Origin of the sequence: Actinoplanes rectilineatus, assembly GCF_000962825.1 — a bacterium.
In the GTDB taxonomy this organism is placed as follows: Bacteria; Actinomycetota; Actinomycetes; order Mycobacteriales; family Micromonosporaceae; genus Actinoplanes; species Actinoplanes rectilineatus.
In genome coordinates this window covers 1-21,813 of the sequence record NZ_JZKF01000123.1, presented here as the reverse complement: position 1 = coordinate 21,813, position 21,813 = coordinate 1, and the positions used below count along the sequence as shown (strand labels likewise).

The window sequence follows — 21,813 nt, the reverse complement described above, 5'->3', positions numbered from 1 at the left end:
GCGGCATGGATCAACCCGCCCGCAGAGAACCAGGCTGACCAGCAGATTCACTCAAAGAATCCGTGATCAACCCGCCTCAAAAATCTTGACACGTTCCGTGTACGGCGTGAGCCACTGCGTGTAGCTCAGTCCGAACACCGCCTCCAGCGCGGCGACATTCCCTGCTGAGGAGCGCAGGTGATGAGCCCAGAATCCTGGCTCATCAAACAGCGTCGACCCGTCCACCGCCAGGGCCGAAGCTGGTGGCGCCTGAAAACCTTCGAACTCTTCCAGAGCCCGTCTCGCAACCTCGACCTCAACCTCGAAGTCGGCAGCCACCCGCTCCGCCGTTATCGGGAAGTCCCACGCATCCCGGTGTTCGCGTCACAGCAGGGCTCGCCGTCCCAATCCCCGTTGTCGCCTGCCAAAAGAGTTGAGGCAGGATAAGGCTCCTGAGCTGGGGTGCCTCAGGTTTATTGGCAGGAGCGCGCCTGGGTTTCTGCCAATAAACCTGAGGCAAGGCGCGATGCGCTTGGTCGGTGATCTTGCGTTTGGCGGGGGATGTTGACGGCTTGTTCGTAGTGTTCGGGAGATTCGTAGCGCCGTAGCGATCGATGGCCGCCCGGGTTCCGGATGGCATCGATCTCGTCCATGATCCACTGGGTGATGGGCCCGAACTTCCGGTAGTGCGGCCAGGCATTCCATCGGTAGTCCAGGTTGACGGTGCGTTGTATTTCGCCGACGAAACGAGCAAGTGCGGGACCTTCCTGGAGAACACCCGCGGCGGCGGCATGCAGTCTGCTGAGAAGGTCCGGGTCGGTTTGCCGGCCCTGGGCCTCTTCGAAGAGTCGGACCATGGCGCGCTTGTCGACGGGTTCGAGGTTGTCGACCACCGCCTGATGACGCCAGTAGGGCGAGGCGAAGAGGCGGGCCAGGGCCATGGCCTCGGGGTAAGTCGCGGCGTCGAGGGTTGCGTTGTCGACGAAACGGGTCTCGTAGTCCAGGTGCTTGAAGACCTGAATGCGCTGGTAGGCCGGTTTGCCTTCCCAAAGCGACGTGTTCCAGTCGTGGCAGATCGGGACCGCATCCATCGTGGCGTTGCGGACCCGTTCCCGTCCGAACAGTTTGATCATGCGTCGATGCCGCCGGTTGGCTTTGAGGATGTCCGGCAAGCAGGTGAGATCCAGCTGATTGCCTTGGTGTCGGACACCGAGCCAGCGCCGATGCCGGAGGCAGACGATCTCCTCGTGAGTGGTCCAGACCGTCGCGCGGGCGGTTCGCCGTGTGATGACACCGCGCTGGGCCGCGCAGTGGTCGCAGGCGTATCGGATTCGATGGTGCGGCCAGCGCAGACCCCATCCGGTCGGGCCCGGACGAGGCCGGCCGGCGACGTGCATGGTGGCGAGATCGTCGGGCGAGCAGAGTTCGAGCATGGCGTAGCGCAACGTCCGCTCCGGAAACCCGGTGAGCGCAGACAGCTGTTCGGCGGCGATGTCGTCCTTCCTGCGCTTTTTGCTGCCGGTCAGGTGCAAGTGGAGGTCTTGGCCGGTCAGCGCGTTGGCTTCGGCCAATCGCCAGAGATAGGAGTGGACGGTCTCATTCACCAACGGTGGCGGTGTGCGCGGGAGCCGCCGCAGAGGCAGCAACCGTTCCGCGGAGATCGTCATGCGGCGCCCTGGTCGTCGGACTCAGCCGCGTAGTCAACCGAAGTGTCGTCGAGCAGCTCCCGGGTGATCGCCTCCGCGCCGGTGTCGATCGCGGTGAGCGCGGCGGCCCGGACCAGATGGGACAGGCTGCCGATCATTCCGCGGGTGCGTTTGTGCAGGTAGCGGTCCAGGCGGGCAAGCGTGCCGGGTTGGTGGCGGTGCAGCCGTAGCGCGTCTTCCATCGTGGCGATCAGGCTCTTCCACTCCGCCTGGTAGGGGAACGGGGCGGTCTTGATCAGCACGCAACGGCCGGCGATCTGTTTGCCCCGGACGCCGGTGAACAGGCCGTTGCGTTCGACGTTGATGCCGGCGTAGACGAATGTCGCGGGCAGGTGCTCGGTGAAGTATTTGAGGTGGTCGGACATGTCTTCGCCGGCGGCGGTGGCGAGGTTCAGGTTGTGAATCTCATCGACCAGCACCAGGTCGCAGCGGGCTTCGATGAGGACCCGGCAGACCGCGTCAGCGATGTCGGTGGTGTTGAAGCGCGCCTTGATCGGCGGTAGTCCGAGGAACCGAGCGAACTCCGCGGCCAGCTTGCGGGGCGAGCCCTTCGGCGGGGTGGTGACATAGACGACCGGGATGCGGTCCTGCCCGGGGAATCGCTGCCGGATCATGAGTTCGTGGGTGCGGCCGAGCTGCTTGAGCGCCGTGCTCTTGCCCGTGGTCCAGGCCCCGGAGACGATCAGCCCGCGGCGAGCGCTGGACTCCCGCCGGTTCAGCATGGTCAGCAGCCGTCCCTGCTGGGTGACCTGCCGAACCGTGGACGTCGCGACGATCACCATCTCGGAGTGGTAATCGATGCGAGCCTCGTCGTAGGCCATCCGCTCGGCCGAGCTCAGGGCGACCACCCGGGCTTCGGGGAGCAGCTCGAACTGGGCCGGCTCGGCATCGACGAACCGGCGCCAGCCCTGCAAGGTTGTGGGCGGATCCCGACGGTCCCCCAACCCTGGCTCGGTCTCCGGTTCCCCGTTCACCACCACCGCTTGGCCTCCTCCCGCGCGTCGAACACCGGCAACGGGATCACCGGCGCGAGACCCTCCCCGCTCTCCGGCTCCTCCTCCTCGGTCTCCGCGACCGGCCCGGCCAGCGCAGGAACTGGTCGCGGCCAGGCCGTCGTGGTGGTGGCCCGGGTCCGGCCGGCCACCTTGCGGTCCTTCTTCGTGGCCTTGCCAGGTGGCCCCTGCTCGGCGACATCCAGCAGATCCGCGGCGGCCTGCGCAATCTCGGCCTCGGTCGCCGCGTCCTGGCCTCGCTCCGCGAGAACCCGCCGGGCGTGTTGCCAGGCCAGCTCCCCGAACGGGGCCGGAGCGCTGCGCAAATGCTTCCACGGAACTTGGATCCAGCCGCCCTTCTAGTGGTCACGCACCCAGATCCGGGTGATGTCGTAGGGGTCGTAGCGGACCTCCCACTGGTTCTTCTTCGCGGCGACCCCGGACGGCTGCCCGCGCAGCGGCACCAGCGCCTTGTCGTCGTAGGTGCGCTTGCGCAGCTTGACGCCTTCTTTGCCGATCACGTGCCAGGACACCGGCAGCAGCTCGATGTAGTCGTTGCCGCCCAACGGAACCGCGGCGTACCCGCTGATCTCGATCAGCGCCGCATACTGCTCGTTCGGCGTCAAAGCCTTGTCCGGGGTGACCGGATCGCGTAACCCGTCGTGGGGCCGGTTCTGCCAGACCGCCACGATCCACTCGTCCAGCAGCGCCTGCAACTCGGCCATCGACCAGACCGCGCCCTTCTCCGCGTGCCGGCCTCGGTGCTCGACGCTGGAGCCGACGTAGCCGGCGACATACTGCGCGAACAGCGTGTCCACCGAATCGAAGCTGCGCTCGACGTTGCCCTTCTCCCAAGGCGAGCCCTTGTGGGTGGGTTGGAAGTTGATCCCCATCGCCCGGCAGGCATTCTGGAACGTTCGGGAGATGTAGGCCTTGCCGTGATCGCAGACGATCGTTTCGGGGACGATCACCGGCCGGGCAGCGGCGTGTTCCAGGCGCTCGTCTAACTCGGTCAGTCGGCGGTGCGGCAGCACCGACCGGGACATCCGCAACGCGTCGACCCACCCGGGGCGCATCGGTTCCGGTGTCATGGCCTTGGCCAGCAGGATCGCCGCGTCGGCGGCCTTGGTCGTCGGGCGAAGCACCGCGGCCGGGATTGTCCGTGTCGCCAGGTCGATCATCCAGGTGAGTTCCACTCGGTCTGTCTCGCCGTTGTCCAGCACCACCCGGACGTTCAACGGGGTGCTGTCGATCTGCGTCCATTCGCCCGGCCGGAACGCGGTCACCGTCCCGAACGGCCGTTCCGGCTGTTTCGCCACCGACTGCCGGGTCCGCGCCGAACCCGTGGTGTGCTTGCCCGCCGACAACACCGCGAACAGACGGTAGAACGTCCGCTCCGGTGGCATCGCCGGGGCCTCATTCCCATAGTCGGCCGAGAGGATTTGCTGCGTGCGGCGCCGCACCCTCGTAGCCGTGCCCGTCGACTGATGCGTCTGCTCCCCGATTGCGGTCAGCATCGCCGCGACCACCCGCTCATCGGCCCGCCCGGTCGGCGACGACAATCGCGTGAACCGGTGGTCCACCAGCGCCCACAAACCCTCACGCTCGTAAGCACGCCGCAACCGCTGCAGAGTCTTGAAGCTGATCTGCTCGCCCTGTGAGCTCAACTCCGCGACCTTCGTCAGCTCCCGTTGCCGCAGCGAGCGGATCTCCGGATCGAACTCCGGTCGACACCGCGCATCCTTCTCCGAGCTGGGCGGCAGTCCCGTGATCACCTCCATGATGTGCCGTTCCCACCAGCGAGCCTGTTCCACGGCCTCGTCTGGGAGGCCCTCCAGCAGGCCGGCCGGCGGCAACGGAGCCGGAGGAACCGCGGCAACGACCCTGAACGTCGGGTCGGTCAGCAGCTGGCTCAGCGGCATCATCACTACTTCGCTGGTGACGTCGAGTAGCCGGATCTCGCCGTTCGCTAGGCCATCCACCACGTGCACCTGATCGCGCAGCCGAACCTCGTCACCGATCCGCAGTATCGGCGGCCGCGACACCGTCACCGAGGTTCTCCCGCCACGCGGATCAGCGACGTCTCGTTCAACGGCGACGACCGCAGATCCGTCTGCAGCTCCCGCAGCCACAACATGTGGAATAGCGTCGGCAGCACTCCGAGCGGATCGCCGACCTCGCTTGCGCCCTCCATCAGCGGGACCGGTCGAGCGAATACCCGGCGTAGCTGTTCAGCGTGCCCTGGCCGGTGATATCGCTGATGCCGGTAGCCCGACAACCAACGCAAGTTCGTCGCGAGAACCGGATCGAGGGCGCCGACGCGCTCGAACCCCCAGCCGACGGACTCGCAAGCCCGCGCTGTGGCCGTGAACTTCGCCGCGTCTTTGGGACCGATCCGCTCATCGGCGCGAACGTCGATCACTACTGCGGTTCCGTCACGGCGCCGGACGAAGTAATCCGGCGCGTGGCGAACCGGACGTTCCTCGTCGTCCTGCCAGCACAACCAGAACGGCTGCGACGCAACCGCGACGACATCCGGGTCGGCGTCCAGCAGTATCAGCCGATCATGCTCCAGCCAGGATTCGTAACCGACATGCTCATGGCTGGTGGCGAAGTACCAAAGTCCAGAGAAGCTGCGCTGACCACGGCGGGAGGTGAATCGACGGATCTGGCCGCATCTCTCGAACGGTGTGTTCCAGCTGGTCAGCAAAGGCTCTCGACAGCGAACGCCGTCAGCATCGATGAAGGCCAGCTCGAATCTCTCGCCGTAGATTGCCGACGGCAAGGCCCTGGCAGCGTCCACCCCAGCACCGCCCTGTGCGCATCGAGGCGAAGCCCTCGCGTTCCGGGCAACCTAGTCTGCCAGCGGCAAGGCGCGAATCGACCAGCGGAGCGAACGATTCACCCAGCCGATGAATTCGCTGCGCGGTGCCGTCTACAGATCGATCTGATGATCGATCGGTCGATGGGTCGGACCGACGTACTGCGTCAGCTTGATCAGATTGTCTGAATCCCTGTGCACCATCACAGGGATCGTGCTGTCGTCCTCGAACCGTAACGTGAAGACCGGGTCCAGGTCACAGAGGAACGCGAACCCTTCGCGCTCATCTTCATCTTCACTGATCAACTGGGCTTCGGCGTTCCACTCGGCATCGGAGGCAGTGATGACCACCGTCACCTCGGCGCTCCCGAGAAGCGTGGAGGAGTTCGCCCACCAATCCAGCCAGCCGCGACCTTCGTACCGATCCATGTTGACGATCTTGACCTACCGAGACATCCGACCGCTACGACTCTCGCCGGCCATCGACTGACCTGACGCGGCCGCTGTGCTCAACATCCGCCCAGCCCTTTCGTGCTGGCGTAACTGGGCGACAGAGCGACCGGCCCGACCCATCCCCGGATGACGGCGCGGATCTGACTACGCCGCGGCTGGGCCGGATGAACATCGCGGCCCTGTGCCCAGTTGTCCAGCAGGCCCCGAGTCGTCTCCAAAGCCGTGGTCACCATCGTGTGGGCGCGCTGCTGGTCGTCCCAGGTGTACCAGAGCGCCCAACCCTCATCTCGGGTATCGACACCGAGTCGAGCACAGCCAACCCGATAGTTGTCTTGCTGGGCTTCCGTTTCACCCGGCACGAACAACGCAGCGCCGCCGAGGTGGAGCACCGGTCGGTTCGGTTCGATGCAACCGTCGTCCTCGAAGTGATGGTGCCGAAGGATGCGGGCCATCTCGTTGACCGCGCGTTGCAGCGGAGTGGCGTCCGCCGGGTCGTCGCCGTACGTTTGCCAGCCCTCATCCCGCGCCGCAGCGACCACGTCTAGGGCATGTAGCTCGACCTGCCGCAGATAATCACGCACGTTGAGTTCTGGCTCCAACACCAGCACAGTGTGGCCGCCGCTCAAGATCTTGTCGCGCGATTTGGCGGCCCTGCAGAGGCAAGCACCCTGCCGGCTGTCTCTGCCTCAACTCGGTTGGCAGAAGTGTCGGAATGCCTCAGCTCTTCTGGCAGTGCCTCACATCAACTGGCAGCCGACACCCGTACCCATACAGCTCCATGATGATCATCATCGCGGCAGCGCGCCTCTCGCACGCGTTGCGTACAACATAACTGTCATTATGGTGTACCGAAATTATGTCCGGTTTGCACCTCTGACTGGATTATTGGATTACTGGTTATTGCAATACGTTAATTAACGCGGAAGTGACCCCGGGTGGATGTGGCGTGGGAAAGTCAGCCCGCAAGTCGGGCGGCGCGGGTTTCCAGGTAGCGGCACTCGGCCAGGCTGGTCGTACCGCGGGCAGCGCGGTGGTAAAACTCCCGGGCCGCCGGATGGTCGCCGGCCATCTCCAGAAGGTGTGCGCGGACCGCGTGCAGCCGGTGGTGGTCCGTGATCCGGTTGTCCGCTGACAGTTCGTCCAGCAGGGCGAGGCCGGCCCGCGGTCCGTCGATCATGGCGACCGCCACCGCCCGGTTCAGGCTGGCCATCGGGTTCGGCGAGAGCCGCACCAGGATCTTGTACAACGTGTTGATCTGACGCCAGTCGGTCGCGCCGGTGCTGGGCGCCTCGTCGTGCAGTGCGGCGATGGCTGCCTGCAACTGGTAGGGGCCGAGTGACGAGCGGGTCATCGCGTCGGTGACCAGCGCGACACCCTCGGCGATGCGACCGCGGTCCCACCGCGAGCGGTCCTGCTCGTCGAGCGGGATCAGCTCGCCGTGCAGGCCGGTGCGGGCGTCCCGGCGGGCGTCGGTGAGCAGCATCAAAGCCAGCAGGCCGGCCACCGCGCCGTCGTCCGGCAGCAGACGGTGCAGCATGCGGGTCAACCGGATCGCCTCGGCGGCCAGGTCGTCGCGCCGCAGCCGGTCTCCGGAACTGGCGGTGTAGCCCTCGTTGAAGATCACGTACAGCACGTGCAGCACGACCCGTAGTCGCTCCGCCCGATCCTGCCCGACCGGCATGGTGAACTGGCTGCCGGCGGCCCTGATCAGCTGCTTCGCCCGGCTGATCCTGGCCGCCATGGTCGGTTCCGGCACGAAGTAGGCGCGGGCGATCTCCGCGGTGGTCAGGCCGCCGACCGCGCGCAGCGTCAACGCGACCTGCGAGGCCGGGCTCAGCGCCGGGTGGCAACACAGGAACAGCAGGGTGAGCGTGTCGTCCCGGTCGCCCGGCGTGTCCTCGCCGTGGCCGGGCGACGTCCGATCCGGCTCCAGGAGGGTCACCTCGTCCTCGCGTCGCCGCCGGGCCTGTTCGCTACGGATCTGGTCGACCAGGCGGCGGCCGGCGACCGTGATCAGCCAGCCACGTGGGTTGCCGGGGACGCCTTCGGCCGGCCAGCGTGTCGCCGCGGCGAGCAGTGCCTCCTGCACGGCGTCCTCGCTCAGGTCGAACTGCCCGTAGCGGCGCACCAGCGCGCCGAGGACCTGCGGCGCAAGCGCGCGAAGCAGGCCCTCGACGGTGGTGCGGTCGGCGCTCACGCGGTCGGGCCACCGGAGAAGATCACCTGGCGGACCTCGATGCCCAGTCCGTCGACCCGGGCGTCCGGGATCATGGCGGCCAGCTCCAGCGCGCGGTCCCTGCTCGCGACGTCGACCAGGTAATAGCCGCCCAGGAACTCCTTGGCCTCCAGGTAAGGGCCGTCGGTGACGACCGGTACACCGTCGCGGACACGGACCACCGCACTCTGGGACGGGTCGGCCAGCGCCTCGGTGCTGATCATCTCGCCGGACTTGCGGATCGTCGTCATGAACTCGCCATGGCCGGCCATGATCTCCTGGCGCTCGGCCTCGGTCAGCTCCTCCATGATGACGGGGTTGATGTTCATGATCAGCAGAAACTTCATTACCAACTCCTGAGCGTTGCAGCGCCCGGCCGGGCGCCTTCACCAGGTGGTCGTCGCGAACCGGCTGCCCTTGACATCCCGGCGACAGATTCCACAGATCAAATAATTCTCCGGGTACGCGTCAAGAACCGCCGACCGGCTCCGACCTCACCATGGCCATCGCCATCGCCATCACAGGAGGAGCACGTGGCTCAACTGCTGAAAGTCCAGAACTTCAACGTCTCGAGTGACGGCATCGGCGCCGGTGAGGACCAGACCCTGGAGCGGCCGTTCGGTCATGTCGACCCCGAGAGGCTGTTCGCCTGGGCCGGCGCCACGGCGAGCTGGCCCAGGCGCACCGAACCCGGGGGCAGCCGGGGTCTCGACGACTACCTCACCCGGGACTTCGCCCACAACATCGGCGCCGAGATCATGGGTCGCAACAAGTTCGGTCCCCAGCGCGGGCCCTGGCGCCACCACGAATGGCGCGGCTGGTGGGGTGACGAGCCCCCGTTCCACACCCCGGTGTTCGTCATGACCCACCACGGGCGTCCTTCGTTCACGCTCTCCGACACCACGTTCCACTTCGTCGGCGGCGACCCTGCCACGGTTCTCGGCCAGGCCCGGGAGGCGGCGCAGGGCAGGGACGTCCGGCTCGGCGGCGGGGCTACCACCATCCGGCAGTTCCTCGACGCCGACCTCGTCGACACCCTGCACGTAGCGGTCTCGCCGGTCGAGCTCGGGTCCGGAGTACGGCTCTGGGAGTCCCCCGACGAGTTGCTCGACCGGTTCCACCTGGAGGTCGTTCCCAGCCCGAGCGGGGTGATGCACCATCTGTTCTGGCGAAAGTGACCTGCATCGGATACTGCTCACCATCCGCGGTGACGCGAACTCGCCCAGCTCGACACCGACGGCTACCGGCCGCTGCGGCCGGCCGAGGCCAGCCCCGGCAAGTAACTGGCCGACGGCTCCGTGAGCGACGGGTCACGCGGCCTGGGCTGGGATCCAGTCAAGGATGCGGCGCAGCACGGCGCGTAGGCTCTCCGGACTGCGGTCGATCCGGCCCATGATCAGGCCACCCTGGATCTGGCAGATCATCGTGGCCGCGAGGTCCTCATCCTGGTCGTTCGGCTGTTGCCGGTGCTGTATGGCGGCGACGCCGGTGGCGAGCGTCTGCCGCCAAGTGGTGCTCTGTGCGATCAGCCAGGCGCTGAGATCCTCGTCGGTGGCTGCCACCTGAGCGGCCAGGGCCGTGAGGGGACATGTCCAGCGGCCCTGGGTGAAGTAGTAGACGCTGAGGCCGTCGCGCCATGCCTCCCACGACCGCCGGCTGGACAGGTCGTGCAGCGCCGGTTCCTGCGCGGCGGTCAGCTCGGCGATCTCGTGTTCGAAGACCGCCCGCAGCAGTCCACGCTTGCCCTGCGGGAAGTAGTGGAACAGCTGGGATCGGCTGGTCGAGGTGGCCGTGCCCACTGCGTCCAGGCTCAACGTCTCCAGTCCGTGCGCTCGGACCTGTTCCGCGGCGGCATTGACGATGCGGGCCCGGGTGGCCCGGCCCTTGCTGGTCAGTCGCGACACGTCCATGTGGCGGATCTTACCAAGAATGGACTGCGCGATCCAAAAGGTTTAGATTCTGGACCGCGTAATCCATTTTTGAAGGGGCACCCATGAACGAGAACGAGAAAACCCTGGTGATCGGTGGTACCGGCGCGATGGGCCGCGCGGTCGTCGAGCATCTCGTCCGGATCCCTGGGCGATCGGTGGTGGTCCCGACCCGAGACGCGCAGAGCGCCCGGGCGCGGCATCTGCAGACCTCAGGGGCGGTTGAGATCATCGAGGGTGAACTCACCGACAGCGCGTGGTTGGACGGCCTGATGGGCACCGTCGACTCGGTGTTCTGCAACACCAACTTCTTCGCCACCAACAGTCCAGTCGCCGAATACGAGCTGGGCCGCGCGATCCTTGACAGCGCACACCGGCAACGCGTCGACCAGTTCATCTGGTCATCGCTGGACGACGCGCTGGCCCTGACCGACGGCACCGTCGCCGTTCCGCACTACGACGGCAAAGCGGCCGTGGCCTCGTCCATCAACCTGCAGCGGGCCGAGGAGATGATGCGGCAGGTGAACGACGGATGGTTCACCGACCACGTCGCCATCCTCACCACCGCCCCTTACTACGAGAACCTGACCTCCGCGCTGGCACCCACCCCGGGAAGGCTCACAGACGGGCGCGAGGGCATCACGTTCGTCCTGCCGTTCGGCGACGGCCACTACCCGATGATCGCGCTCTCGGACATCGGGTGGTTCGCCGCGTACATGTTCACCAACTGGCAGTCCTGGGGCACCCGCGACCTCGCCGTCGTCGGTGACCGTCTCTCCGGCGCGGACATCGCCCGGACAGTCGAGCGGCGCACCGGTATCCCCGCTGAGTACCGGAACCTTCCGCTGGAGGTCGTCGTCGCCTCCGTCCCGGAGGTGGGCCACGACCTCGCGGCGATGAGCGCCTTCCTGCAGACACGTGACATCGCCACCCGAGACCGCGATCTCAACCGGCTGCGCGCCCTCCACCCCGCACTGCTGACCTTCGATCAGTGGGCCGCCACCGCCGCCTGGCCGGCACCCGCCCGAACACGCTGACCTGCATCCCGTACGACCTGAGGGAGCGGGAGAAAACCCTCGAAGGCCCAAAGAGCCGTTTTCTTGACAGTCCCCCCGGGACACCGGCTTGAAGGCGCGTGTGACCCGAACCTGCTCGCGGCCGGCGGTCGGGTCACACGGTGACGGTGTCGACGAATGCCCGGACTGCCTCCACCGTGGGGGCCGGGGCGCTCAGGTGCGGGAAGTGGCCCGTGGCGCTGAGGACCTGAAGCCGACTGCCGGGGATGTGCTCGTGCAGGTAATCACCGGCCGAGGCCGGCACCATCGCGTCGGCGGTGCACTGCAGGACCAGTACCGGCAGTTTCAGCAGGGCGAGGTCGTCGCGGTGGTCGGAAAGGAACGTGGCGCGGGCGAACTGCAGGGCGATCCGCGGGTTCGTACGGGCGAAGCTCTGCACCAGTTCCTCGGTCAGCTCGGGCATGCTGCCGTCGGCCATCACGGTCGGTGCGGTCGCCCGGGACCAGCCCAGGTAGTTGCTGTCGATAGCGTCCAGCAGGCCCTCGATGTCGGCGCGGGAGAACCCGCCGACGTAGCCGTCGTCGTCGACGTAGCGCGCCGAGGCGGTGATCATCACCAGGCCGGCGAAGCGCTCTGGTTCTTCGATCGCGGCGAGAGCGCCGATCATGGCGCCGACCGAATGGCCGACCAGCATCACCTGGTGCAGGTCCAGGGCACGCAGGATGCGCAGCAGGTCGTCGGCGTGGCCGCGCAGCGTGCCGTAGCGCTCGGGCGGGTAGCCGTTGACCGCGCCCTGGTCGTCGCCGAGGATGTCGAACAGCACGGTACGGCGGTCTTCCTCGAACTCCGGGGTGATGAACCGCCACATGTGCTGATACTCGCCGAAGCCGTGCACGAAGACCATGGGCGGCGCTTCCTGGTTCCCGCCCAGCTGGACACGATGTCTCCTCAGTGGATCCATCGACGAAACTATACTTCGACTGCCGTCCGGGTGGAGAGGGTAAGCGTCGAACAAGGGAGGCCCGGCAGGATGAGCGAGGCCGTCGAGTCGTACTTCGTGTGTGCCACGCCGCGTACGGGCAGCTCTCTGCTGATCGGGCTTCTGGACTCCACGGGGGTCTGTGGCCGGCCGCAGTCGTATTTTCGGGCGCCGGACGAGTTGTTGTGGGCTGAGCGGTGGCGGCTTGGTCCTGCCCCGAGCTACGCGGACTTTATGCGGGCGGCCCGGGCGGCGGGCAGCACGCCGAACGGGGTGTTCGGGGCGAAGCTGATGTGGGGGACGCTGGGTGAGGTCGTCGACAAGCTACGGACGGTTCACCGGGACCTCGCCGGTGACGATCTCGGGCTTCTGCACCGGGCGTTCGGTCGTGCGGGCTTCGTCTATCTGGCACGGCGTGACGTGGTGGCGCAGGCTGTGTCCTGGTTGCGCGCCGAGCAGACCGGCACGTGGTTCGTCGGCGGCAACGGTGAGATCAGCGGCGATGGTGGCGGCAACGGGCGGGAGCCGGTGTTCGACGCGGGTGCGATCCGGCGCCTCATCTCCACGATCGAGGAGCACAACGCCGCCTGGCAGGCATGGTTCGCCACTTGCGGGATCCGCCCGCATCGGGTGTTCTACGAGGATCTCGAGCGGGACGTGGTGGCGGTGACCCGCGGGGTGGTGGAGTTCCTCGGCATCACGGTTCCGGATCAGGGGCCGCCGATCGTGGCGCGGCACCAACGTCAAGCCGACGAGATCAACAAGCGGTGGATCAAGCAGTATCGGGTTCTGTCAGAACGATTCTCCTGAGATTTCGGCAAGTGGGGTGCGCGCCGAAAGGCCCTTTTGGAAAGGCCACCCAGCGCGCGTACGCCGAAAAAGGGTCCCTATTCGACGACCCACATGAAGGGCGGCCAGTCCGGCGCCGCGGCCAGCACCACGGTCTGACCGCGCCACGACGCGATCGTCAGGGCGGTCGCCTTCATCGGATTGACCCGCCGGCTCATGTCGATGCCCTTGCGCAGTTGCTTCCCGGTGGTCGCATCCCACACCTGCAGCCGCGGGTACGTGCTGGTGGCGGTCGCCACGATCGGCCGTCCGTGGTGGTCGCCGAGCGCGATCGCCGCCACGCCCATTCCACCGGCCTGGATCCGCAACAGCGTCTCGCCGGTGGCCGCGTCCCAGAGGCGCACCTCACTGCCGAAGTCGGCACCGGCCGCCACGATCTGCCGGCCGCCGACCCGGCCGGTGGTGAGCACCGAGTACAGGTGGACGGGCATGCCCGAACCGGGCGGCAACTCCTTGAAAGGCTTGCCGAACGTGCCGGGAATCCGGTCACCGGTGGCGGCGTCGTACAACACGATCGCGTCGTCGGATTCCGGGTTCTGCGTGGCGATCGCGACGACCTGCCGGCCACCATGGTCGAACAGCACCGGCGCGGGGATCAGCCCGGCGTACTGCGGCTCCAGCGGCACATCGGCCCGGACCTGCCCGGTGGCCAGGTCGAGGATGCGCAGGCGCGGCTTCTCCCCGTCCGACGGGTACAGCACCGCGGCCGTGCCCTGCCCGTCGACGCCGATGCGGTGCACGTCGTCGACGCCGGCGTCGACCCGGGCGACCGGCCGGCCCGCGGCCACGTCCCAGAGCATCATGGGGTTGCCGGGCAGGACCGCCACCGTGCGCCCGCCGAGCGTGGTGACACCGGCCGGGGGCTGGACCGGTCCGCCGTAGAACGGCGAGACGACCGGTTCGCCGGTGGCCGCGCGGTGCACGGTCAGCCGGTTGCGGGTGCCGGCCTGGGCGATCAGCCCGCCGCCGAGCGCGACGTCGGTGATGGTCCCGGTGCCGAACGGCACCGGTGAGGGAACGGGGCCGTCCGGTCCGGTCCGCCAGCAGCCGGCGCCGACGTCGCCGTCCTCGGTGTACCAGGTCAGCAGCGTGGTGAGGTCGTCGGCCACGGTGATAGCGGTGATCTGCCCGGCGTCCTGCGGCAGCACCGCCAGCGGCGGGTGGGCGACCGGCACACCGGCGAGGACGTCCCACGCCCACGGCGCCCCGGTCTCCGCATGCACGCCGATGACCAGGAGTCTCCCGTCGATTTCGGTGATCGTCCAGACGAGGTCCGGCGGGACCGAGAACAGCCGGCCGACGACCTTGCCGGTGAGCACGTCGCGGACCTCCCGGCCGGAGCCCTTGGCTTGCGCCGCGAGCAACCTTCCCTGGTACGCGACGAAGCGCACCCCGCGATAACCACGGCTGGCCACCTGTTCGCCGTCGTCCACCCGCCACGCCTTGATCCAGGCGCTGCCGGCGACCGCGACCACGTCGACGCCGCCACCGTCCGGGTCGACGACGGTGGTCACCGCCACGGACACGCCGGTCCGTTCGTGGCGGATCTCCGCGCCGACCGGGATGCCGGTCACGGCGTCCCGGACCCGGACCACGCCGCCCGGGGAGGCCGTCGCCAGCAGGGTCCGCTCCCCGCACCGGCCCAGGGCCATCGCCCGCGGCGGACGGTCCCCGTGCAGTCCGGCCCGGTCCGGCAGTGACATGCCGGAGTCCCTGTCGAACGCGCGCAGCGGCAGCCGGTCGTCGCACCGGCCGCCGAACAGGACCACGGTGCCGTCGACCAGTATCGACTCGGGTTCGAAACCGCCGAGATGGTCGGCGGGCACCCGTTCGCGTTTCTGGTCGTAGTACTGGACCCAGCCGTTCTCGTCCCGCACGCTGTTCCCTTCGCCGCGGAGAAAGTGAGCCGTATTCTCGCGCACCCCCGCGCGGGCTCAGCCCCGGGCCGGTCGCGGCTATGACCCGGCCGCGGGCCGCAGTCCCAGCCACTGCTCGGCGTCCCAGGCGTGGAATCGTTCCACCTCGGCGAAGCCCAGTTTCGCCGCGAGGCGCATCGAAGCGGTGTTGGCGCTCTGCGTGAACAGCACGACCGGTTCGGCGGGCAGGGCCGCATCGAACCAGTCCAGGGCCGCGGCGCAGGCTTCCGACGCGTACCCCCGTCCCCACGTCTGTGGCAGGAAGAGGTAGCCGAGGTCGACCCGGCCGTTGGCCGCCGGGCGGCGGTCGCCGGTGGGCCGGCGCAGCAGGATGTGCCCGATCATCTCGCCGTCGCGGTCCACGACGAAGCTGCCCGGCCACCGGCCGGGCAGCTCGGGCACCTCACCCTCCGCGTCGGCCCGCGAGCGGGGGCCGCCGAGGTAGGTGTTCACCCCCGGGGAGACGAGCAGCTCGACGAAGACCGGCCGGTCGCGGGCCTGCGACTCGCGCAGCACGAGACGCTCCGTCCTGATCGGCGCGGGCGGCCACGGCACATCTCCCAGATCCGACATGCGCGGAACGCTAGCAGTCCCCGGCCGTCCGCAGTGTCCTGCTGAACGCCACCTGGCTCTTCACCGCCCGGTAGCCGTTCTTGCGGTAGAAGTCGTGAGCCGCCTCGCGTTCACTGCCGGACCGCAGGTACACCAGGTCGACGCCGTGCCGCAGCGCCCACTGTTCGGCGTGGCGCAGCAGGGCGCCGCCGACACCGGCCCGCTGGTGCTGCTCGTCGACGGCGAGGCCGGCGATCTCCACGCGGGGGCCGACGATGAGGCTGTGGCTGCGGAAGACGTGACACCAGCCGAGGATCCGTTCCCCGTCGTCGGCGACGAAGACCCCGTTGTCGTCCGGCATCGCTGTCAGCCGCTGCCGGATGTCGTCGTCGCCGACGGTGTAGCCCATCGCCGCCACCAGCGCCACCAGCGCCGTCGCGTCGGTGTCCCGGACATCCCTGATCTCGAAACCCATGGGCACATTCTGGCCCAGCGGCCGGCCGGTAGGGTGCCCGTCGATGACGGAACACAGTGGAACCAGCTGGCTGGCCGATCACGGCACATCTGGCCGGACACGGAGTGGACGCGTTCGGGATCGACCTGTCGCCGAGGATGGCGGCGGTGGCCCGCCACGAACATCCGGAACTCCGGTTCGTGGCGGGATCGATTTCCACCCCGGCCAGGGGACAACCCTCAAGACTGAGGGGTACGGGGGCCACCCCATGAACGTGCGCGTGCATCGCCGCAGCCCGGGTCGCCTGGCCGTGTTGCTGGAACGGGCCGGTTTCGCCGTGACGGGGTGGATGGAGTTCGGCCTGGGGACAGCGGCGCCCGGTGCGGTCGTGACAGGCTGCTGAGCAGGCATGATCTGAGTTATCGGGGCATTCACGGGATAAACGGCGCCACCGCGGTGTTGGATGAACGAACGGTCTTCGTTTAGGGGGCGTTGACGATGGTGCGCGCTGTGGGTGTGCCCCGCGAAGCAGTCGATGTCGTGCAGGAGCAGCCGCTGCCCTGGCGTGCTGCCGCGGTGTACGTGTCGTTCGGGGGTGGCTCGGCGCGGACCTGCCAGGTGACCCGGCACCCCGGGGACGTGCTGCGGGTCGAACTGCCCGGACTGGCCGCGGAGATCGGCACGCAGGCCGAGGTGCAGTGGACGCAGGACGGGCGCGGCGGGTACGCGTGCGGCACGGTGGTCCCGGTCGCCGACGGTGAGGCGCCCGGGGTGTACATCCGGGTCGACGAGTCGGTCTCGGGTGTCGAGCGCCGTCTCGGGGTGCGGGTGCCGGTGCGGATCCCGGCGACGATGGCGGTGGCGTCCGACCGGGTGTACCCGGGACACACCGACGACCTGTCGACCGGTGGCGCGCACGTGACGCTGAACCCGGCGGTGATCGGTGAGGAACTGGTGCGCCAGTTCGCCGCGGAGCTGGCCAGCGGGGCGCACCTGGTGGCCGAGTTGCACCTGCCGGACGGGGTGGCCCGGTTGACCTGCCTGGTGGCGGCGACCGGTGGCCAGCCGGGTGACGTGCGGCTGAAGTTCGTCGACGTGGACAACCGGACCGAGGAGCGGCTGGACGCGTTCCTGCGGCGGGCGCAGCGCCGGATCCCGATGTTCTGACGGCACGCCCGGAACGGGGCCGGGCGCGTTCCGCCGGATGCCGGGTTACATGATCGCCTACCGGGGCCGGGACCGGGCGTGGGGTGCGATGCTCGGGTAGGGGCGGCGCGGATGGCCTCGCAACGGGAAGGTCAACCGAAGGTCAGGCCGGACGTGCCGGTGGTGGGAGCGCGGCCGGTCGCTGCGCGCAGGGCGGCCGCCGGGTCCGGGGCGCCGGCCGTTGCGGGGAACAGTCGCTGCAGGTGTGCGGCGGCGGCCGGGGTGAGCCATGCGGGGACCGGGATCGCGTCGGCGATGTCGAGGCCGTGGACGGCGATCTCCAGCACGCGCGTGGTCAGGAACTCGTCGAGCAGCATCGCGTCGCCGTGCCGGGTCACCACGATCCGCCCGGGCGGTTGTGTGCGGGCGTCGTCGAGGGCCTGCCGGCAGGTCTTCTCCAGCTCGGTGATCAGCTCGTCCGGGGTGGCGCCGCCGATCGTGCGGCCGAGGGCGATGCGGTCCTCGTTGGCGCTGTCACTGAACCGCTCGTCACCGCGGTAGTAGCGCGCCGCGTCGGTGTCCGCCCGCTCCGGTGCCGGGCCGGCGATCATGCCGGGCACCCGGCTGACGACGGCGATGATGTGCCCGGCCAGGTCGCGGACCCGCCAGGGGGTGCAGCGGGTGAGGCGGTCCCAGGCGCCGGCGGGCAGGGACCGCAGGGCTGCGGTGAGGGCTTGGGACTCCCGGTCGAGCACCTGGGTCACGGTCACCATGGCGATGGTACGGGTGTCGGGAAGTGCAGCCGCCAACGCCCGGACCGGTGGGTGAGCCGGGTGATCGACAGGGGTGCCACGTCGAGGATCTGGTAGCCGGTGGGTGGCAGCCCGAGCGCCGCGGTCAGCAGTGCGCGGATGATCAGCGGGTGCGCGACCACGATGCCGTCTCCCCCGGTCCGCGTGGCCCCGGCCGGGGCGGTCGTCGTGGGTGGGGCCTCGGTCATGGTGGACAGCCAGGTGGCGGCGCGGGATCCGGCCTGGGCCAGGGACTCGCCGCCGTGGTCGCGGAAGTCCGGGTCGGACAGCCAGGTGCGCAGGACGGCGGGGTCGATCTGGTCGAGGGTGCGGCCGGTCCAGGTGCCGAAGACGGGATCGGCGAGGGCCGTTTCGACGTGGGCGGACGTGATCGCCGTGTCGCCGCCGAGTGCCCGGGTCGTCTGGCGGGACGCGCGAGACGGGCTGGTGGTCCAGCTTTTGGCGGAGCGTACAAGAGAAGAGAGCGCAAGCGACGCGCGCAGGCCTCCCTCGTCGAGGTCCTCGTCGCCTCCGAAACGGGCGCGACGCAGCCCCGGCGTGGGAGCGGCGGCGATCAGGCGCAGGCCGCTCATCGCACCGTCCGCATCGGTATGTGGACCATGCGGGCAACCTAGCACCCGGGTACGACATCCACCTGCCTCGATCACCGCGCGGGCGGCTCTCACCGTCTGTTGATCTTCCGCCTGGTGGATGCCGGTTTGTCGGGCACGCCCCGGTCATGATCAAATTCGGCGTGACCAACGATGACCATCACGGTGCGGCGCCCGGCTGGGATGCCATCACCGCAGCGCTGGCCCGCCTCTACCCCGGCGCCGAGCCCCGGTTCGCCGCCTACCCGCCGTCGGAGTTCGGCCGCAATCTGCAGGGCTGTTCCGCGTACGAGGCCGCCGGGCACTGGCATTACGTGACATTCGGGTTGACCGAACTCTGGGGCAAGAGTCCCGACGACGACCCGGAATTCTCCGGCTGGGGATTCGAGCTGACGTTCCGCCTGGTCCGGGCCGACGACGAACACGTGCCGCCGGGCTGGCCGGTGAGCATGCTGCACCAGATCGCCACCTACATCAACAGCCAGGGCATGCTGTTGGAAGCCGGACAGTGGATCGACATGCGCGGCCCGATCACCGGGTTCCCGGAGTCGGGTGGCCCGGAGACCGGGCTGTGCGTGTTCGTGCTCGCCGACGATCCGGAACTGACGGAACTGCGCACGCCCAACGGGCGGGTCGCGTTCCTGCAGCTGGTCGGGGTGACCGAGGCGGAACGGGACGGGCTGACCGAGATCCCGGACGACCCGCTGATGATCACTGATCCTTCTCGGGCCTGACACTCCTCTTCTCACTGTCCGTCGTCAGCGCTCGCCGACGGGGTCGGCGAGCGCTGACGACACCGGGCAGGACTCGCGGCGCGTGCTGCCCGCGGCCGTGGCTTGACTCGTCCCCTGGGGCAGGGTCGAGACTCGTTCCGCAGGGGATGCCGGGTCGGTGGCGTTGACGGTGGGAGGCGGCGATGGAGACGTCGGGCAGTATCGCGGCGGGGTTCGACGAACGCGCGGCGGGCTATGACGACGACGTGTGGCATGTGCGATATGCGCGACGGCTCGTCGAGCTGGCCCGTCCCGGCGTGGGTTCCCGGGTGCTGGACGCCGCCACCGGGACGGGCATGGCGGCCCGGGCCGCGGCATTGGCGGCCGGCCCCTCCGGGCACGTCACGGGCGTCGACATCTCCGACGGCATGCTGCACCGGGCCCGCCGGCATCCCCCGGAGGCCGGTGCGGCACCCGTCGAGCTGATCCGGGCCGACGCCTCCCGGCTGCCGCACCTTCCCGACCGGTCGTTCGACCTGGTGCTGTGCTCGGCGGGCATGCTCTACCTGCCGGTCGCGGCGGCGCTGGCCGAGTGGTGGCGGCTGCTGCGGCCGGGCGGCACCGTCGGGTTCTCCACCATGCGGGCCGGGTTCCCGAGGATCGCGGGCCTGTTCCGTGGGCTGGCCGTCGCCCACGGTCTGGTCCTCGACGATCCGGTGGCGCCGCTGGGCACACCGCAGCAGTGCCGCCGCGTGCTGGCCGACGCGGGGTTCGTGCCGGGTGAGGTGATCGGCGGGACGGTCCGGTTCAGTCGCGCCGACGCGGCGAAGGCCTGGCACGCGCACACCCGGGGCGTGCACCGGGCCGCGTTCGCCACCCTCGGGCCGGGGCCGGCACACGCTTTCGAGCAGGAGTTCGCCGCTGTGCTGGCTGAGCGGCTGGCCGCCGACGAGGAGCGGTTGCTGACCGCGGAGGTGCTCTACGCCTTCGGGATCAGGCAGCTGCCGGACCCCGGTCACCGACCTGGTCCTCAGGCGGTGCGGAGGGGCTGCTGAGCGCGGATGTCCGGGCAGATAACGTGTCTGCGCCGGTCAGTGGTGCTCGACGAGGCTGGCTACCAGCGGTAGGGGCAGGTGTTCCGATCCGGCGCGGTGTCGTCCCTGTCGAGTGGGGAAGGCGACGAGCCGTTCGAGGATTTTGTCGAGAGGCCCGCCCTACTGGTGAGACCGCCTATTCAACTGTCGCGGATTCGCTTTGGAAGCGCCTCAACAACAAATTGATCGCTACTCTCCGTGAATGACAGGAGGCGTCGCTGCAGGAGACTGGCAAGGCCGTGCGGCTCGCGCGAGAGTCACGCGCAACCCGGACGGATGCGTCCCGACGTCGCGGCTGTTGAAACTGGTGAGAGCGCGTTATTCAACTGTCGCGAGTTGCCCCGGCTGTCGGCCGTAGCAGGTCGAATCGGGTGCGGAGTTGTTCGGGCAGTTGGTCCACCAGGTCGTATCCAGGCTGATTCGACCAAGGCAACCTGTCCAGGAAGCTCGTTACCAGCACTTCGTCGATGCCACGATCGCCGCGGTCGAAATGCTCCTCGAAGAACATCAGCACGCTTCTCCAGTCGAGAGGGTCATCGTCCCCCAGATAGGCGTCGACGATTCGGTCGGTGAAGCCTTCTCCGACCCCGAAAATGACGTGCGGCAGGAGCTCACCCATGTCCTCGACATGATCGTCGTAGTCTGGCCGAAGGACCGGAAACCGGTCGACGAAGGCTTGAACGAACTCAGTCTCTGTCGTCACTGCTCCATCCTTTCAACGGCGGTGCCAGCCACCTGCTGCGGCCAGACGGCCTTGGCGTGGCGAAGTGCGGTTTGGTGGCGAGGCCGAACATCGCTTCTTCAAGGATCCGGTACCGCGATCGAGAACGTTGCCTGAGGCTCGTTCATGAACACCGGCGAGACCGAGCCCAACGACCTGGTGCCGTTGCTGCTCGAGATCTGCGAGGACTTCCTGGCACAACCGGGCCCGCCAGTTCACCGCGAAGTAGACGACGTCTTGCACGCCCACGGCATCACCGGCGGGCCCGGTTGGCTCATCGACATGCTCGCCCTTAGCCGCCTACGCCTGCAGAACACGGACGACGGCCCCAAGCCCTCGTCAGGACCCTGCTGAGTTCCACCAACGGTCGGTCCCGCAACCCACCTCGAAGTGCCACCAACCCTGCGACTTGCCAACCGCAAGAACCTGCTGGATCTCACCGAAGTCGGCATCGGCAGAAACGTCGAAAGCCACGAGCGGCAACTCAGCGCTGAATACTTCACCGCCCAAGCCGAAACGCGCGAACGCAGCGTGGACAGCCGACGCGCTCCGACCCAACGGCCCGGACGGCACCGGCAGAACCGGGATGACGCAGTGCCCCGATGCCTCCACCCGGCCCGTCGCCCAGCGCATACCGTTTTGGTTCATCTGGAACCTGACAACGTCACCTTGTGCGATGCCGTCCTGCAGGAACGCCACGTTTTCCACCCGGGCCGTGTCCTCGCCCAGCTGAGTTACCCACAGACCTTCGGTGTCATACGGCAACCAGCCCTCGCGCGCGGAACGTGTCAAGATTTTTGAGGCGGGTTGATCACGGATTCTTTGAGTGAATCTGCTGGTCAGCCTGGTTCTCTGCGGGCGGGTTGATCCATGCCGC

General features: G+C 68.4%; 26 protein-coding genes. 7 read left to right on the top strand and 19 right to left on the bottom strand.

The window, feature by feature from the left end; all coding sequences use genetic code 11:
- Positions 1–66 precede the first annotated feature (66 nt).
- The 10 genes from WH85_RS43080 to WH85_RS43040 form a co-directional block, all read right to left on the bottom strand.
- Complete coding sequence (locus tag WH85_RS43080) at positions 67–318, bottom strand: hypothetical protein (RefSeq protein ID WP_045747977.1); 252 nt, start codon at positions 316–318, stop codon at positions 67–69.
- A 134-nt stretch (positions 319–452) separates the two neighbouring features.
- Positions 453–1,646: a TniQ family protein gene (locus WH85_RS43075; protein WP_045747976.1), complete on the bottom strand. Its 1,194-nt coding sequence runs from the start codon at positions 1,644–1,646 to the stop codon at positions 453–455.
- On the bottom strand, positions 1,643–2,665 hold the full coding sequence (locus WH85_RS43070) for an ATP-binding protein (protein WP_045747975.1): 1,023 nt from the start codon (positions 2,663–2,665) through the stop codon (positions 1,643–1,645). Before WH85_RS43070 ends, WH85_RS43075 begins: the two co-directional genes overlap by 4 nt.
- A complete protein-coding gene (locus tag WH85_RS52580; protein WP_211275624.1) occupies positions 2,656–3,003 on the bottom strand; it encodes a hypothetical protein in 348 nt (115 codons plus the stop codon). The genes WH85_RS43070 and WH85_RS52580 overlap by 10 nt, the downstream gene beginning before the upstream one ends.
- A 33-nt stretch (positions 3,004–3,036) precedes the next feature.
- Positions 3,037–4,728, bottom strand: a complete 1,692-nt coding sequence (locus WH85_RS43065; RefSeq protein ID WP_211275623.1) for a Mu transposase C-terminal domain-containing protein — start codon at positions 4,726–4,728, stop codon at positions 3,037–3,039.
- Entirely contained in the window at positions 4,725–5,480 is a 756-nt protein-coding gene (locus WH85_RS43060; RefSeq protein ID WP_045747974.1) for a TnsA-like heteromeric transposase endonuclease subunit, read from the bottom strand. Before WH85_RS43060 ends, WH85_RS43065 begins: the two co-directional genes overlap by 4 nt.
- Positions 5,481–5,612: 132 nt before the next feature.
- The gene (locus WH85_RS43055) at positions 5,613–5,927 is read right to left on the bottom strand and encodes a hypothetical protein (RefSeq protein WP_045747973.1); all 315 of its coding nucleotides are present in this window, start codon (positions 5,925–5,927) and stop codon (positions 5,613–5,615) included.
- Between the two features lie 80 nt (positions 5,928–6,007).
- Positions 6,008–6,553, bottom strand: a complete 546-nt coding sequence (locus WH85_RS43050) for a hypothetical protein (RefSeq protein WP_157411584.1) — start codon at positions 6,551–6,553, stop codon at positions 6,008–6,010.
- A gap of 353 nt (positions 6,554–6,906) precedes the next feature.
- The gene (locus tag WH85_RS43045) at positions 6,907–8,148 is read right to left on the bottom strand and encodes an RNA polymerase sigma factor (protein WP_045747971.1); all 1,242 of its coding nucleotides are present in this window, start codon (positions 8,146–8,148) and stop codon (positions 6,907–6,909) included.
- Positions 8,145–8,513, bottom strand: a complete 369-nt coding sequence (locus tag WH85_RS43040; protein WP_045747970.1) for a YciI family protein — start codon at positions 8,511–8,513, stop codon at positions 8,145–8,147. Before WH85_RS43040 ends, WH85_RS43045 begins: the two co-directional genes overlap by 4 nt.
- 186 nt (positions 8,514–8,699) lie before the next feature.
- Here WH85_RS43040 and WH85_RS43035 point away from each other — a divergent pair, with 186 nt between their 5' ends.
- Positions 8,700–9,344 (top strand): dihydrofolate reductase family protein, encoded by a 645-nt coding sequence (locus tag WH85_RS43035; protein WP_045747969.1) that lies wholly within the window; start codon positions 8,700–8,702, stop codon positions 9,342–9,344.
- 132 nt (positions 9,345–9,476) lie between these two features.
- Here WH85_RS43035 and WH85_RS43030 read toward each other — a convergent pair whose 3' ends face one another.
- Entirely contained in the window at positions 9,477–10,076 is a 600-nt protein-coding gene (locus WH85_RS43030; protein WP_052721215.1) for a TetR/AcrR family transcriptional regulator, read from the bottom strand.
- 83 nt (positions 10,077–10,159) lie between these two features.
- Here WH85_RS43030 and WH85_RS43025 point away from each other — a divergent pair, with 83 nt between their 5' ends.
- A complete protein-coding gene (locus WH85_RS43025) occupies positions 10,160–11,131 on the top strand; it encodes an NmrA family NAD(P)-binding protein (protein ID WP_052721214.1) in 972 nt (323 codons plus the stop codon).
- A 133-nt stretch (positions 11,132–11,264) separates the two neighbouring features.
- Here WH85_RS43025 and WH85_RS43020 read toward each other — a convergent pair whose 3' ends face one another.
- Complete coding sequence (locus tag WH85_RS43020) at positions 11,265–12,071, bottom strand: alpha/beta fold hydrolase (protein WP_045747968.1); 807 nt, start codon at positions 12,069–12,071, stop codon at positions 11,265–11,267.
- 69 nt (positions 12,072–12,140) lie between these two features.
- Between WH85_RS43020 and WH85_RS43015 the strand changes: the two genes are divergently transcribed.
- A complete protein-coding gene (locus tag WH85_RS43015; RefSeq protein ID WP_169792573.1) occupies positions 12,141–12,899 on the top strand; it encodes a Stf0 family sulfotransferase in 759 nt (252 codons plus the stop codon).
- A 77-nt stretch (positions 12,900–12,976) separates the two neighbouring features.
- Here the strand turns inward: WH85_RS43015 and WH85_RS43010 are convergent, their stop codons facing one another.
- The 3 genes from WH85_RS43010 to WH85_RS47915 all read right to left on the bottom strand — a co-directional run bounded on the left by WH85_RS43010 (position 12,977) and on the right by WH85_RS47915 (position 15,881).
- The gene (locus WH85_RS43010) at positions 12,977–14,815 is read right to left on the bottom strand and encodes a WD40 repeat domain-containing protein (RefSeq protein WP_045747966.1); all 1,839 of its coding nucleotides are present in this window, start codon (positions 14,813–14,815) and stop codon (positions 12,977–12,979) included.
- Between the two features lie 78 nt (positions 14,816–14,893).
- Positions 14,894–15,427 (bottom strand): GNAT family N-acetyltransferase, encoded by a 534-nt coding sequence (locus WH85_RS43005; RefSeq protein WP_045747965.1) that lies wholly within the window; start codon positions 15,425–15,427, stop codon positions 14,894–14,896.
- Positions 15,428–15,437: 10 nt separating this feature from the next.
- Positions 15,438–15,881, bottom strand: a complete 444-nt coding sequence (locus tag WH85_RS47915; RefSeq protein WP_052721213.1) for a GNAT family N-acetyltransferase — start codon at positions 15,879–15,881, stop codon at positions 15,438–15,440.
- Between the two features lie 477 nt (positions 15,882–16,358).
- Between WH85_RS47915 and WH85_RS42995 the strand changes: the two genes are divergently transcribed.
- Positions 16,359–17,027: a PilZ domain-containing protein gene (locus tag WH85_RS42995; protein ID WP_045747964.1), complete on the top strand. Its 669-nt coding sequence runs from the start codon at positions 16,359–16,361 to the stop codon at positions 17,025–17,027.
- A gap of 131 nt (positions 17,028–17,158) precedes the next feature.
- Here the strand turns inward: WH85_RS42995 and WH85_RS42990 are convergent, their stop codons facing one another.
- Together WH85_RS42990 and WH85_RS42985 are read right to left on the bottom strand one after the other, a co-directional pair.
- Entirely contained in the window at positions 17,159–17,776 is a 618-nt protein-coding gene (locus tag WH85_RS42990; protein ID WP_245674344.1) for a maleylpyruvate isomerase family mycothiol-dependent enzyme, read from the bottom strand.
- Entirely contained in the window at positions 17,773–18,390 is a 618-nt protein-coding gene (locus WH85_RS42985) for a histidine phosphatase family protein (protein ID WP_045747962.1), read from the bottom strand. Before WH85_RS42985 ends, WH85_RS42990 begins: the two co-directional genes overlap by 4 nt.
- 161 nt (positions 18,391–18,551) lie before the next feature.
- On the opposite strand from WH85_RS42985, the gene WH85_RS42980 reads away from it, so the two are divergent.
- Together WH85_RS42980 and WH85_RS42975 are read left to right on the top strand one after the other, a co-directional pair.
- Positions 18,552–19,142, top strand: a complete 591-nt coding sequence (locus tag WH85_RS42980) for a suppressor of fused domain protein (RefSeq protein ID WP_211275621.1) — start codon at positions 18,552–18,554, stop codon at positions 19,140–19,142.
- A gap of 182 nt (positions 19,143–19,324) precedes the next feature.
- Positions 19,325–20,176: a class I SAM-dependent methyltransferase gene (locus WH85_RS42975; RefSeq protein ID WP_045747960.1), complete on the top strand. Its 852-nt coding sequence runs from the start codon at positions 19,325–19,327 to the stop codon at positions 20,174–20,176.
- Positions 20,177–20,537: 361 nt separating this feature from the next.
- Here the strand turns inward: WH85_RS42975 and WH85_RS42970 are convergent, their stop codons facing one another.
- Complete coding sequence (locus tag WH85_RS42970) at positions 20,538–20,918, bottom strand: DUF7674 family protein (RefSeq protein ID WP_045747959.1); 381 nt, start codon at positions 20,916–20,918, stop codon at positions 20,538–20,540.
- Between the two features lie 144 nt (positions 20,919–21,062).
- Here WH85_RS42970 and WH85_RS42965 point away from each other — a divergent pair, with 144 nt between their 5' ends.
- Complete coding sequence (locus WH85_RS42965) at positions 21,063–21,290, top strand: hypothetical protein (protein WP_045747958.1); 228 nt, start codon at positions 21,063–21,065, stop codon at positions 21,288–21,290.
- Here the strand turns inward: WH85_RS42965 and WH85_RS42960 are convergent.
- Positions 21,276–21,813: DUF4265 domain-containing protein (locus WH85_RS42960; RefSeq protein WP_342669832.1), on the bottom strand; the 538-nt coding region annotated here is incomplete at its 5' end. The genes WH85_RS42965 and WH85_RS42960 overlap by 15 nt on opposite strands.

What these genes read in the sequence shown, in the direction of transcription:
- WH85_RS42985 (WP_045747962.1), bottom strand. Translation starts at nt 18,390, where the DNA reads ATGAGCGGCCTGCGCCTGATCGCCGCCGCTCCCACGCCGGGGCTGCGT.
- WH85_RS43055 (WP_045747973.1), bottom strand. Translation starts at nt 5,927, where the DNA reads ATGGATCGGTACGAAGGTCGCGGCTGGCTGGATTGGTGGGCGAACTCC.
- WH85_RS42995 (WP_045747964.1), top strand. Translation starts at nt 16,359, where the DNA reads ATGGTGCGCGCTGTGGGTGTGCCCCGCGAAGCAGTCGATGTCGTGCAG.
- WH85_RS43015 (WP_169792573.1), top strand. Translation starts at nt 12,141, where the DNA reads ATGAGCGAGGCCGTCGAGTCGTACTTCGTGTGTGCCACGCCGCGTACG.
- WH85_RS43040 (WP_045747970.1), bottom strand. Translation starts at nt 8,513, where the DNA reads ATGAAGTTTCTGCTGATCATGAACATCAACCCCGTCATCATGGAGGAG.
- WH85_RS43025 (WP_052721214.1), top strand. Translation starts at nt 10,160, where the DNA reads ATGAACGAGAACGAGAAAACCCTGGTGATCGGTGGTACCGGCGCGATG.
- WH85_RS43075 (WP_045747976.1), bottom strand. Translation starts at nt 1,646, where the DNA reads ATGACGATCTCCGCGGAACGGTTGCTGCCTCTGCGGCGGCTCCCGCGC.
- WH85_RS42965 (WP_045747958.1), top strand. Translation starts at nt 21,063, where the DNA reads ATGAACACCGGCGAGACCGAGCCCAACGACCTGGTGCCGTTGCTGCTC.
- WH85_RS47915 (WP_052721213.1), bottom strand. Translation starts at nt 15,881, where the DNA reads ATGGGTTTCGAGATCAGGGATGTCCGGGACACCGACGCGACGGCGCTG.
- WH85_RS43030 (WP_052721215.1), bottom strand. Translation starts at nt 10,076, where the DNA reads ATGGACGTGTCGCGACTGACCAGCAAGGGCCGGGCCACCCGGGCCCGC.
- WH85_RS43020 (WP_045747968.1), bottom strand. Translation starts at nt 12,071, where the DNA reads ATGGATCCACTGAGGAGACATCGTGTCCAGCTGGGCGGGAACCAGGAA.
- WH85_RS43005 (WP_045747965.1), bottom strand. Translation starts at nt 15,427, where the DNA reads ATGTCGGATCTGGGAGATGTGCCGTGGCCGCCCGCGCCGATCAGGACG.
- WH85_RS42975 (WP_045747960.1), top strand. Translation starts at nt 19,325, where the DNA reads ATGGAGACGTCGGGCAGTATCGCGGCGGGGTTCGACGAACGCGCGGCG.